Genomic DNA, 11,182 nt, shown 5'->3' on the forward strand with positions numbered 1-11,182 from the left:
GACGGCGGCGGCGATCGCCGCGCGGATCACCCGGTCCGGCGCCAACATCGACCGTGTCTTCCGGCTCGCCAAGTACCCGGTGACCGCGGTGGAGTTCGCGGTGTCCGGCACGGAGACGGAGCCGCTGCGCACCGCCCTGGTGACCGATGCGGCGAAGCTCGGCGTCGATATCGCCGTCGTGGCGGCCGGACTGCACCGGCGCGCTCAGCGCCTGGTCGTCATGGATGTGGACTCCACACTCATCCAGGACGAGGTGATCGAGCTCTTCGCCGCCCACGCGGGCTGTGAGGACAAGGTCGCCGAGGTGACCGAGGCGGCGATGCGCGGGGAACTGGACTTCGAGCAGTCGCTGCACGCACGCGTGCGGCTGCTGGCGGGACTGGACGCCTCCGTGGTGGACAAGGTGCGCAACGAGGTACGGCTGACGCCGGGCGCCCGTACCCTGGTCCGCACGCTGAAGCGGCTCGGTTACCAGGTGGGTGTGGTCTCCGGGGGGTTCACCCAGGTCACGGACGATCTGAAGGAGCAGCTCGCGCTGGACTTCGCCCACGCCAACACACTGGAGATCGTCGACGGGAAGCTGACCGGCAGGGTCACGGGCGAGATCGTGGACCGGGCGGGCAAGGCGCGGCTGCTGCGCCGGTTCGCCGCCGAAGCGGGGGTTCCGTTGTCGCAGACCGTGGCGATCGGCGACGGCGCGAATGACCTGGACATGCTCAACGCGGCGGGTCTCGGTGTCGCCTTCAACGCCAAGCCGGTGGTACGTCAGGCCGCCCACACGGCCGTGAACTTCCCCTTCCTGGACACGGTCCTGTATCTGCTGGGCATCACGCGCGAAGAGGTCGAGGCGGCGGACATCCTCGATCTGGACTGAGCCGCCTGGACTGAGCGGCGCGGAGGGCTCGCGGGCCCACCGGCCGCACCGCACCCGGTCCGTCCGGGCCACGGCCTTCCTGCTCGCGGGCGTCCTGTGCCCGGCCGCCGGGGCCCTTGCCGGGAGGGGGCCCGGCACCTGGTCCACGCCGTCGGTGCCCGGCCCCGCCGTCATGCCGTGCGGGTCACTCGCTGGGAGCCCAGTAGTCGAGCAGGGTGGCGACGCCCGGCTCCAGGGACTTCCAGGAGCCGGTGAAGGACAGCACGGCGAAAGCGGCTGCCGGATAGCCGCGGCGGCTCATTCGCTCGCCCGCGTCCCCCTCGGCCGATCCGGCGAGGATCTCGGCGACCGCCTGGACCCCGGGGTTGTGGCCGACCAGGAGCACGTTCTGCGCGTCGTCCGGGGTTTCGTTCAGCAGGGCGATCAGCTCACCGGGCGAGGCCTCGTAGATCCGCTCCTCGTACACCGTCTTCGGGCGCTGCGGGAACTCGTGCACCGCGAGTTTCCACGTCTCCCGGGTCCGGGTCGAGGTGGAGCACAGGGCCAGATCGAAGGCGATGGCGGAGTCGACGAGCTTGCGTCCGGCGACTGCGGCGTCCGTCCTGCCGCGCTCGGCGAGCGGGCGCTCGTGGTCGGCCACCGGTGGCCAGTCGGCCTTCGCATGCCGGAAAAGGACAATCCTGCGGGGTTCTGCGACGCTCATGTGACCCAGCTTCGCACGAAACAGGCCATGGGGCGCAGGTAGTTGACGGCCACTTCCAGGGTGCTCAGCGGGCTATGAGCTGCTGTGCCCGCTCGATGAGGTGGGTGATCCCGGGCTCGGCGGTCGCCGCGTGCGCGTCCGCGGGGTTCAGGAGCAGGGTGAGCAGCGCGACGAAGGCGAGTGCGGGCAGGGCGAGGGCCCACCACGGCAGCCGGAGGTCGACGCCGCCCCGGGGAGCCGGGTGGGGCCGGGTGTGCGTGCGCGCCGACATGGGGGCCTCCGCTCTTCGAGTGGTCCGTGGCCGCGTCTCGCGGTCACATCTCGAAGGTATGTACTTCCGGGCTCCCAACCCATCCGGTGACCCACCTACTTGACCCTGAGCCTGGCCCCCTAGGGGATAGGGGTGCCAGCACCACCATGGGCCCCGGGCCGGGGCGGCGGCGGGGGCGTCACGGCGCCAGGATGCTCGCGATCACACCGATGACGATGAAGATGGCGAAGAACGCGCCGAAGACGAGCAGCATCTTCTTCTGGCCGTTCTGGGGGTTCGGGTCGAGGACTGGCATGGGGCAAGTCTCGCACCCGCCACCGGTCCGGCGCGCTCCGGGGGCGGGGCGGGTCGGAAGACCGGGAGGCCGCGGGCTCAGCGGCCGGCCGCCGCCTCTTCCTCCACCGTGCGGGCGCGGCCCGCCAGCACGCCCGCGACCATCTGCGGGATCAGCAGGGCGGCCACGAGCGCCAGCGGCAGGCCCCAGCCGCCGCTGTGCTGGTAGAGGACACCCACCAGGAGGGGGCCCGGGAGGGAGATCAGATAGCCGGTGCTCTGTGCGAAGGCCGACAGCTTGGCCACACCCGCGCCGGACCTCGCCCGCATCCCGACCATGGTGAGCGCGAGCGGGAAGGCGCAGTTGGCGATGCCCAGCAGCAGCGCCCAGGCCAGGGCGCCGGCGGCGGGCGCGAAGTACAGCCCGGCGTATCCGGCCAGCCCGCTCGTGCCGAGCACGACCACGATCGGACCCTGGTGGGGCAGCCGCGCGGCGACGCGCGGGATGACGAAGGCGAGCGGCACGCCCATCACCATGGTGAGCGCGAGCAACAGCCCGGCCGTGCTCGCGCTCACGCCCGCGTCCCGGAAGATCTGCGCCATCCAGCCCATGGTGATGTAGGCGGCGGTCGCCTGGAGCCCGAAGAAGACGGCCAGCGCCCAGGCGGTCCGGCTGCGGGTGATCCGCAGCCCGGGTGCGGGCGTCTGCTCCCGTGACGGGTGCCGGCCGGGCACCCGCTCCCCCGGCGTTCCCTCTCCCGGCGTACGCCGCTCTCCCCTGTGCCGCTCCCGCGCGGGCGTCCGCTCCGCCGGTGCCCTGCCCCGCTCCCCCAGGAACAGGAGCCAGGGCAGTACGGCAGCCGCGGCGAGCGCCGCCCACAGGGCGAGTCCCGACTCCCATTTCCCGCCCAGTGCCTCGGTCACCGGCACGGTCACCGCCGCGGCCAGGGCCGTGCCGAGGGCGAGGGCCATGGAGTACAGGCCGGTCATGGAACCGACCCGGTCCGGGAACCACTGCTTGACGATGACCGGCATCAGGACGTTGCTGACGGCGATGCCCATGAGCGCGAGGGCGCTGGCCGCGAGGAAGCCCGCCGTGCTCCCCGTGAACGGGCGTATCAGCAGACCGGCGCCGATGGCGGTCATGCCGGCGCACACCACCGCACCCGGGCCGAAGCGGCGGGCCAGCCGTGGGGCGGTGACGCCGAAGACGGCGAAGCACAGCGAGGGCAGGGAGGTGAGCAGTCCGGCCACGGTGCCGCTCATACCGAGCCCGGTGCGGACCTCCTCGAGCAGCGCGCCGAGGCTGACGATGGCGGGTCGGAGGTTCAGCGCCGCCAGCACGATGCCGACGACGAGCAGCCGCACCGTCCACGCGCGCGTGCCGGACCGTCCGGCTCCTCGGTCACCGGCCTCCGGGTCACCGGCCTCCCGGTGACCCGGCTCCGGGCCGTCGGTATTCCCGGCGGGCCCCTCACGGGTCTCCGTGCCGTCGGAGGCCGGAGCCGCCGCGCACGTGGTCGTGGACGCGACCGTCCGGGATTCCTCGCCAGCCATGAAACCCATCATAGAATCATAGGATGATTGGTTGTCCACGCCTGGAGCGCCGTCCGACGCCTCCGTCGTGCGAAGGTGTGTCATGCCCCTGAGTCATCCCCGTCGCTCCGCGCTGTCCGAGCAGGTCATCGCCACGCTGCGCACCCAGATCGCCTCGGGCGAGTGGCCGGTCGGCTCCCGCATTCCGACCGAGCCGGAGCTGGTCGAACAGCTGGGGGTGGCCCGTAACACGGTCCGTGAGGCCGTCCGCGCGCTGGCGCACAACGGGCTGCTGGACATTCGCCAGGGCTCGGGCACGTATGTCGTCGCCACGAGCGAGCTGGCGGGTGTGATGCACCGGCGCTTCGCCGACGCCGACCCCGGGCACATCGCGGAACTGCGCTCCACCCTGGAGGCGTCCGCGGCGCGGCTGGCCGCCCGGCGGCGCACCGAGAAGGACCTCAAGCAGCTCGACACGCTGCTGCTGCGCCGCGAGGAGGCCTGGGAGTCGGGTGAGGCGGAATCCTTCGTGACGGCGGACACCACCTTCCACCTCGCCGTCGTGGCCGCGTCGCACAACGACGTGCTGACCGCGCTGTACGCGGACCTGAGCGAGGTCCTGCGGGACTGGCTGCGCGACGACGTGGGCCAGGAGCTGACCCCCCGGACGCACATGGACCACTCGCGGCTGCTGGACGCGATCCGCGCGGGTGACGCGGCGACGGCGGCCGAGGAGGCCGCCGCCTATCCGTTCGTGTGCCGTCCGGGACGCGTCAGCCCGCCTTCCGGTGGCTGATCCACGCCGTCCCGACCTCCTTCCAGCAGCGTCCGGCGAGCCGCACGGTCTGCGCGGGCCCAGCAGCCACCGGGGCACTGTCGCTGTCGAGGTCCCACCATCGGGCGCATTCGATGTGCAGGCGCACGTGGTCGATGCCCGGGTACGGGTTGTGGCAGTACGCGGTCACCCAGGACCCGTCGACCCCGATCCGGCAGGCGGCCCCGAAGGGATCGTCGGCCGCCGCGGCGTCCGATCCCGCGTCGGCGGGGTGCACGCGCGCGTGCGGCATCGCGTCGTACGCCAGGATCGGCACGAGGCCGATACCGGCGGCGACGGCGACGGTCATCGAGGCCAGGCGGTAGAAGCGCACAAGGGGACCTCCTCGGCCGTGCTGGGGGGAGGGGGATCACGCGGCGAACGCGTACCCCACGGTCCCCTGCCGACGTCGGACCCCGCCTGCCCTGCTGAGCCGATCGGGTGACACGGCCGAGGGCCCGCACCCCTCAGGGGTGCGGGCCCTCGAAGGCCACTGCGGGCGGAACCCGGCCGGGGCTCAGGCGCCGATGGCGTGCAGTCCGCCGTCCACGTGGACGATCTCGCCCGTGGTCTTCGGGAACCAGTCGCTCAGCAGGGCGACGACACCGCGGCCGGCCGGCTCCGGGTCCTTCAGGTCCCACTCCAGCGGGGCACGGGTGTCCCAGACGGAGGCCAGCTCGCCGAAGCCCGGGATGGACTTGGCGGCCATGGAACCGAGCGGGCCCGCCGAGATGAGGTTGCAGCGGATGTTCTGCTTGCCCAGGTCACGGGCCATGTAGCGGCTGGTCGCCTCCAGGGCGGCCTTGGCGGGGCCCATCCAGTCGTACTGCGGCCAGGCGTACTGCGCGTCGAAGGTGAGGCCGACGACGGAGCCGCCGTTCTGCATCAGCGGCAGGCAGGCCATGGTCAGCGACTTCAGGGAGAACGCCGAGACGTGCATGGCCGTGGAGACCGACTCGAACGGCGTGTTCAGGAAGTTGCCGCCGAGCGCGTCCTGCGGCGCGAAGCCGATGGAGTGCACGACGCCGTCGAGGCCGCCGAGCTCCTCGCCCACGACGTCCGCGAGGCGGCCCAGGTGCTCCTCGTTGGTCACGTCGAGCTCGATGACCTTGGTGGGCTTGGGGAGCTTCTTGGCGATGCGCTCGGTCAGGGTGGGCCGCGGGAACGCGGTCAGGATGATCTCGGCGCCCTGCTCCTGTGCCAGCTTGGCGGTGTGGAAGGCGATGGAGGACTCCGTCAGCACACCGGTGATCAGGACGCGCTTGCCCTCGAGAATTCCGCTCATGATGTTCAGTGACCCATTCCCAGTCCGCCGTCAACGGGAATGACGGCTCCAGTGATGTACGAGGCGTCGTCCGAGGCGAGGAACCGCACCGCGGCAGCGATCTCCTCGGGCTGCGCGTACCGGCCGAGCGGCACCTGCGCCACGATGCCCGCCCGCTGTTCGTCGGTGAGCACCTTGGTCATGTCGGTGTCGACGAAGCCGGGCGCGACGACGTTGAAGGTGATGTTGCGCGAGCCCAGCTCACGGGCGAGGGAGCGCGCGAAGCCGACCAGGCCGGCCTTGGACGCGGCGTAGTTCGCCTGTCCCGCCTGGCCGGCCAGGCCCACCACCGAGGAGATCAGGACGACCCGGCCCTTCCTGGCGCGCAGCATGGCGCGGTTGGCACGCTTGACGATCCGGAAGGTGCCGGTGAGGTTGGTGTCGACGACCGAGGTGAAGTCCTCCTCGGACATGCGCATCAGGAGCTGGTCCTTGGTGATGCCGGCGTTGGCGACGAGCACCTCGACCGGGCCGTGCTGGGCCTCGATCTCCTTGTAGGCCTGCTCCACCTGCTCGGAGTCGGTGATGTCGCACTTGACGGCGAGGCAGCCCAACTCCGTGAGGGCTGCCGGCGGCTCACCCGAGCGGTACGTGATGGCGACCTTGTCACCGGCGTCGGCGAACGCGCGGGCGATGGCGAGGCCGATGCCCCGGTTGCCTCCGGTGACGAGAACCGAGCGGCTCAACGGATCACCCTTTCGATAGCGGTCTGGTTCCCCCGCCCGAACACCTGAATGACAGGCGGCGACGGCAGGCGGCTTCACCGAAAACCTATCGGTCCGGGCGCACCGGAGGACATTCGGGCACCGACAGTGGCCGATGGGACTCACTGTCGGATCCCTACAGAAACGGCCCGGGTCCCGGTCCGCGTCGTCCCACCGCCGTGTCGCGCCACGCGCCGTGCCGTTCGCCGGGGTACAGGCGGCCGGAGCGAGCGCGGGGAAACGCGGGGGACCCGGGGGCACGGCATGATTCACTGCCTTCGACGGTCCGTCAGCGAGCGTTCGAAGGGAATCCCCACTCGTGCCCCACGAAGTTGATCAGACGTTCCTGGCGCTGCCCCTGCGCCCCCTCGCCGACGCGGCGCTCGCGCGGGCACGGGCGCTCGGGGCGGAGCACGCGGATTTCCGGCTGGAGCGGGTGCGCGACGCGTCCTGGCGGCTGCGGGACGCCAAGCCGGCCGGCTCGTCGGACACCACCGACCTGGGGTACGCGGTGCGCGTGGTGCACGGCGGGACGTGGGGTTTCGCGTCCGGCGTGGATCTCACCCCGGACGCCGCCGCCAAGGTCGCGTCGCAGGCCGTGGCGATGGCGAAACTGTCCGCCCAGGTGATCAGGGCGGCGGGGTCGAAGGAGCGGGTGGAGCTCGCGGACGAGCCGGTGCATGCCGAGCGGACCTGGGTGTCGTCGTACGGGATCGACCCGTTCGACGTGCCCGCAGGGGAGAAGGCCGGGCTGCTGGCCGAGTGGAGCGCGCGGCTGCTGGCGGCGCGTGGGGTGGACCATGTGGACGCCTCGCTGCTCACCGTGCACGAGAACAAGTTCTACGCGGACACCGCGGGGACCGTCACCACGCAGCAGCGGGTGCGGCTGCACCCCGTGTTCACGGCCGTGTCCGTCGACGAGTCGAGCGGTGAGTTCGACTCCATGCGCACCCTCGCACCGCCCGTCGGGCGTGGCTGGGAGTACCTGACGGGCACCGGCTGGGACTGGGACGACGAGCTGGAGCGGATTCCCGGGCTGCTGGCCGAGAAGATGCGTGCGCCGAGTGTCGAGCCGGGCCTGTACGACCTGGTCGTGGACCCCTCCAACCTGTGGCTGACCATCCACGAGTCCATCGGGCACGCCACCGAGCTGGACCGGGCCCTCGGCTACGAGGCCGCCTACGCCGGCACCTCCTTCGCCACCTTCGACCGGCTCGGCACGCTGCGCTACGGCTCCGAGTCGATGAACGTCACCGGCGACCGCACCGCCGAGCACGGCCTGGCGACCGTCGGGTACGACGACGAGGGCGTCGAGGCGCAGTCCTGGGACCTGGTGAAGGACGGCACGCTGGTCGGCTACCAGCTGGACCGGCGGATCGCGCGGCTGACCGGGTTCGAGCGGTCCAACGGGTGCGCGTTCGCGGATTCCCCCGGGCATGTGCCGGTGCAGCGCATGGCCAACGTGTCGCTGCGGCCGGATCCGGCCGGGATGTCGACCGAGGATCTGATCGGGGGTGTGGACCGGGGCATCTATGTCGTCGGCGACCGGTCGTGGAGCATCGACATGCAGCGGTACAACTTCCAGTTCACCGGGCAGCGCTTCTACCGGATCGAGAACGGGCGGCTCACGGGGCAGCTGCGGGACGTCGCCTACCAGGCCACGACCACCGACTTCTGGGGTTCCATGACGGCGGTCGGCGGCCCGCAGACGTATGTCCTCGGGGGCGCCTTCAACTGCGGCAAGGCCCAGCCGGGGCAGATCGCGGCGGTCTCGCACGGCTGCCCGTCCGCCCTCTTCAAGGGCGTCAACATTCTGAACACCACGCAGGAGGCGGGTCGATGAGCGCGCGCACCACCAAGCCGTACGAGATCGTCGAGCGCGCTCTCGCCCTGTCCCGGGCCGACGGCTGTGTCGTGATCGCCGACGAGCAGTCGACCGCCAATCTGCGCTGGGCGGGAAACTCGCTCACCACGAACGGTGTCACGCGCGGGCGCACGCTCACCGTCATCGCCACCGTGGACGGCGTGGAGGGCACCGCGTCCGGTGTGGTGTCCCGGTCGGCGGTGACCGTCGACGAACTGGAGCCCCTGGTGCGGGCCGCCGAGGCCGCCGCGCGGGGTTCCGGTCCCGCCGAGGACGCCCAGCCGCTGGTCACGGGAGTAGCCGAGTCCCCCGAGTTCACCGAGGCGCCCGCGGAGACCTCGTCCGCCGTGTTCGCGGACTTCGCTCCGGCGCTCGGGGAGGCGTTCGCACGCGCGCGCGCCGGTGGCCGGGAGCTGTACGGCTTCGCCAACCACGAACTGGTGTCCAGCTATCTCGGCACGTCCACGGGCCTGCGGCTGCGGCACGACCAGCCCAACGGGACGCTGGAGCTCAACGCCAAGTCGCCGGACCGTACCCGTTCGGCGTGGGCGGGCCGCTCCACGCGGGACTTCAAGGACGTCGACCCCGCGGCGCTCGACGCCGAGCTGGCGGTGCGGCTGGGCTGGGCCGAACGGCGGCTCGAGCTGCCCGCCGGCCGGTACGAGACGCTGCTGCCGCCGACCGCCGTCGCGGACCTGCTGATCTACCAGCTGTGGTCGGCCTCCGGCCGGGACGCGGCCGAGGGCCGCACGGTGTTCTCCAAGCCCGGCGGCGGCACCCGGGCCGGCGAGCGGTTGACCGGGCTGCCGCTGAACCTGCGCAGCAACCCGAACGAGCCGGGCCTGGAGTCGGCCCCGTTCGTGATCGCGCACTCCTCCGGGGGCGATCGGTCGGTGTTCGACAACGGGCTGCCGCTGGCGCCCACCGACTGGGTGCGGGAGGGCGAGCTGAACCGGCTGACCACCAGCAGGCACAGCGCGGCCCTCAGCGGGCTGCCGGTGGCGCCGGCGATCGACAACCTGATCCTGGACGGCGGCGGCGACCGCTCCTTGGAGGAGATGGTCTCGGCCACCGGGCGCGGGCTACTGCTGACGTGCCTGTGGTACATCCGCGAGGTGGACCCGGCGACCCTGCTGCTCACCGGTCTGACCCGGGACGGCGTCTACCTCGTCGAGAACGGCGAGGTCGTCGGCGAGGTCAACAACTTCCGGTTCAACGAGTCGCCGGTGGACCTGCTGGGCCGGGCCGTGGAGGCGGGGCGCACGGAGAAGACGCTGCCCAGGGAGTGGGGCGACTGGTTCACCAGGGCCGCGATGCCCGCGCTGCGGGTCCCCGATTTCAATATGAGTTCTGTCAGCCGGGGCGTATAACCTCGTTGCTGTCCGGGCCGTCACCCGACTGCCCGGACGGCAACGAACCGAAGAAGCACCGAGGAGACGCGAGAACCGTGACGGACATCGTCGACGAGCTGAAGTGGCGCGGGCTGTTCGCCCAGTCCACCGACGAGGACGCCTTGCGCAAGGCGATCGCGGACGGTCCTGTCACGTTCTATTGCGGCTTCGACCCGACCGCGCCGTCCCTGCACGTCGGACATCTGGTGCAGGTGCTCACGATGCGCCGGCTCCAGCAGGCCGGACTCCGGCCGCTGGCGCTGGTGGGCGGCGCCACGGGCCAGATCGGCGACCCCCGCCCGACGGCGGAGCGCACGCTGAACGACCCGGAGACGGTGTCCGGCTGGGTGGACCGGCTGCGTGGCCAGATCGAGCCGTTCCTGTCCTTCGAGGGCGAGAACGCGGCCACGATGGTCAACAACCTCGACTGGACGCAGAACCTGTCCGCGATCGAGTTCCTGCGGGACATCGGCAAGCACTTCCGCGTCAACAAGATGCTGACGAAGGACTCCGTCGCACGGCGGCTGGAGTCCTCCGAGGGCATCAGCTACACGGAGTTCAGCTACCAGCTCCTGCAGGGCATGGACTTCCTCCAGCTGTACCGGCGCTACGGCTGCACGCTCCAGCAGGGCGGCAGCGACCAGTGGGGCAACCTCACGGCCGGGCTCGACCTGATCCACCGCCTGGAGCCGGACGCCGAGGCGCACGCGCTGGCGACGCCGCTGATGACGAAGGCGGACGGCACCAAGTTCGGCAAGACCGAGGGCGGCGCCGTCTGGCTCGACCCGGAGATGACCACACCGTACGCGTTCTACCAGTTCTGGCTGAACGTGGACGACCGGGACATCTCGACCTACCTGCGCATCCTGTCCTTCAGGTCCCGCGAGGAGCTGGAGGCGCTGGAGCAGCAGACGGCGGAGCGCCCGCAGGCGCGCGCGGCGCAGCGCGCCCTGGCGGAGGAGCTGACCACGCTGGTGCACGGCGCCGGTCAGACGGCCGCCGTGATCGCCGCGTCGAAGGCGCTGTTCGGCCAGGGCGAGCTGGCGGAGCTGGACGAGCGGACGCTGACGGCGGCCCTCTCGGAGGTGCCGCATGTCCGGGTCGCCGCACTCGGCCCGGTCGTCGACCTGTTCGCCGAGGTCGGCCTGGTACCCAGCAAGTCGGCCGCGCGGCGCACGGTGAAGGAGGGCGGCGCCTACGTGAACAACGTCAAGGTCACCGCCGAGGACGCCGTCCCCGCGAAGGAGGATCTGCTGCACGGCCGCTGGCTGGTGCTGCGCCGGGGCAAGAAGAACCTCGCGGCGGTGGAGGTCACGACCGCCTGAGCACACCGCTCGGGCGCACCACGTGAACGTCCTCGCGTGACATGACGGGGGCGGCCTCCGGTGGACTGTGGGGTGCCCCACGTTTCCGGAGGCCGCCCCCGTC

General features: G+C 71.6%; 12 protein-coding genes. 5 read left to right on the plus strand and 7 right to left on the minus strand.

Annotated features, from left to right (window positions below; all coding sequences use genetic code 11):
• Positions 1-874: phosphoserine phosphatase SerB (serB, locus tag AOK11_RS27210; protein WP_055596365.1), on the plus strand; the 874-nt coding region annotated here is incomplete at its 5' end.
• A gap of 184 nt (positions 875-1,058) precedes the next feature.
• On the opposite strand, the gene AOK11_RS27215 is transcribed toward serB, so the two are convergent.
• The 4 genes from AOK11_RS27215 to AOK11_RS27225 all read right to left on the minus strand — a co-directional run bounded on the left by AOK11_RS27215 (position 1,059) and on the right by AOK11_RS27225 (position 3,687).
• Positions 1,059-1,577, minus strand: coding sequence for a SixA phosphatase family protein (locus tag AOK11_RS27215; protein ID WP_055596366.1), 519 nt, complete (start codon positions 1,575-1,577; stop codon positions 1,059-1,061).
• 64 nt (positions 1,578-1,641) lie between these two features.
• Complete coding sequence (locus AOK11_RS27220) at positions 1,642-1,848, minus strand: hypothetical protein (protein ID WP_055596367.1); 207 nt, start codon at positions 1,846-1,848, stop codon at positions 1,642-1,644.
• 178 nt (positions 1,849-2,026) lie between these two features.
• Positions 2,027-2,143: an SGM_5486 family transporter-associated protein gene (locus AOK11_RS46260; protein ID WP_095534108.1), complete on the minus strand. Its 117-nt coding sequence runs from the start codon at positions 2,141-2,143 to the stop codon at positions 2,027-2,029.
• Positions 2,144-2,220: 77 nt separating this feature from the next.
• Positions 2,221-3,687 carry a CynX/NimT family MFS transporter gene (locus AOK11_RS27225; RefSeq protein WP_420903018.1) on the minus strand — a complete coding sequence of 489 codons (1,467 nt, stop codon included), beginning with the start codon at positions 3,685-3,687 and terminating at the stop codon, positions 2,221-2,223.
• 73 nt (positions 3,688-3,760) lie between these two features.
• Here AOK11_RS27225 and AOK11_RS27230 point away from each other — a divergent pair, with 73 nt between their 5' ends.
• Positions 3,761-4,453, plus strand: a complete 693-nt coding sequence (locus tag AOK11_RS27230) for a FadR/GntR family transcriptional regulator (protein WP_055596369.1) — start codon at positions 3,761-3,763, stop codon at positions 4,451-4,453.
• On the opposite strand, the gene AOK11_RS27235 is transcribed toward AOK11_RS27230, so the two are convergent.
• From AOK11_RS27235 to fabG, 3 genes are all read right to left on the minus strand, one after another.
• The gene (locus AOK11_RS27235) at positions 4,431-4,781 is read right to left on the minus strand and encodes a hypothetical protein (protein WP_055596375.1); all 351 of its coding nucleotides are present in this window, start codon (positions 4,779-4,781) and stop codon (positions 4,431-4,433) included. The genes AOK11_RS27230 and AOK11_RS27235 overlap by 23 nt on opposite strands.
• 207 nt (positions 4,782-4,988) lie before the next feature.
• The gene (gene fabI / locus AOK11_RS27240) at positions 4,989-5,756 is read right to left on the minus strand and encodes an enoyl-ACP reductase FabI (RefSeq protein ID WP_055596370.1); all 768 of its coding nucleotides are present in this window, start codon (positions 5,754-5,756) and stop codon (positions 4,989-4,991) included.
• Between the two features lie 5 nt (positions 5,757-5,761).
• On the minus strand, positions 5,762-6,481 hold the full coding sequence (gene fabG, locus AOK11_RS27245; protein WP_055596371.1) for a 3-oxoacyl-[acyl-carrier-protein] reductase: 720 nt from the start codon (positions 6,479-6,481) through the stop codon (positions 5,762-5,764).
• Between the two features lie 337 nt (positions 6,482-6,818).
• Between fabG and AOK11_RS27250 the strand changes: the two genes are divergently transcribed.
• The 3 genes from AOK11_RS27250 to tyrS all read left to right on the plus strand — a co-directional run bounded on the left by AOK11_RS27250 (position 6,819) and on the right by tyrS (position 11,079).
• Positions 6,819-8,342 carry a TldD/PmbA family protein gene (locus tag AOK11_RS27250; protein WP_055596372.1) on the plus strand — a complete coding sequence of 508 codons (1,524 nt, stop codon included), beginning with the start codon at positions 6,819-6,821 and terminating at the stop codon, positions 8,340-8,342.
• Complete coding sequence (locus tag AOK11_RS27255) at positions 8,339-9,733, plus strand: metallopeptidase TldD-related protein (protein ID WP_055596373.1); 1,395 nt, start codon at positions 8,339-8,341, stop codon at positions 9,731-9,733. The genes AOK11_RS27250 and AOK11_RS27255 overlap by 4 nt, the downstream gene beginning before the upstream one ends.
• Positions 9,734-9,810: 77 nt before the next feature.
• Complete coding sequence (gene tyrS, locus AOK11_RS27260; RefSeq protein WP_055596374.1) at positions 9,811-11,079, plus strand: tyrosine--tRNA ligase; 1,269 nt, start codon at positions 9,811-9,813, stop codon at positions 11,077-11,079.
• Positions 11,080-11,182: the final 103 nt, after the last annotated feature.

The organism is Streptomyces hirsutus, assembly GCF_001418415.1.
In the GTDB taxonomy this organism is placed as follows: Bacteria; Actinomycetota; Actinomycetes; order Streptomycetales; family Streptomycetaceae; genus Streptomyces; species Streptomyces hirsutus.

What these genes read in the sequence shown, in the direction of transcription:
- AOK11_RS27220 (WP_055596367.1), bottom strand. Translation starts at nt 1,848, where the DNA reads ATGTCGGCGCGCACGCACACCCGGCCCCACCCGGCTCCCCGGGGCGGC.
- AOK11_RS27215 (WP_055596366.1), bottom strand. Translation starts at nt 1,577, where the DNA reads ATGAGCGTCGCAGAACCCCGCAGGATTGTCCTTTTCCGGCATGCGAAG.
- AOK11_RS27255 (WP_055596373.1), top strand. Translation starts at nt 8,339, where the DNA reads ATGAGCGCGCGCACCACCAAGCCGTACGAGATCGTCGAGCGCGCTCTC.
- fabI (WP_055596370.1), bottom strand. Translation starts at nt 5,756, where the DNA reads ATGAGCGGAATTCTCGAGGGCAAGCGCGTCCTGATCACCGGTGTGCTG.
- AOK11_RS46260 (WP_095534108.1), bottom strand. Translation starts at nt 2,143, where the DNA reads ATGCCAGTCCTCGACCCGAACCCCCAGAACGGCCAGAAGAAGATGCTG.
- AOK11_RS27230 (WP_055596369.1), top strand. Translation starts at nt 3,761, where the DNA reads ATGCCCCTGAGTCATCCCCGTCGCTCCGCGCTGTCCGAGCAGGTCATC.
- AOK11_RS27225 (WP_420903018.1), bottom strand. Translation starts at nt 3,687, where the DNA reads ATGGGTTTCATGGCTGGCGAGGAATCCCGGACGGTCGCGTCCACGACC.
- AOK11_RS27235 (WP_055596375.1), bottom strand. Translation starts at nt 4,781, where the DNA reads ATGACCGTCGCCGTCGCCGCCGGTATCGGCCTCGTGCCGATCCTGGCG.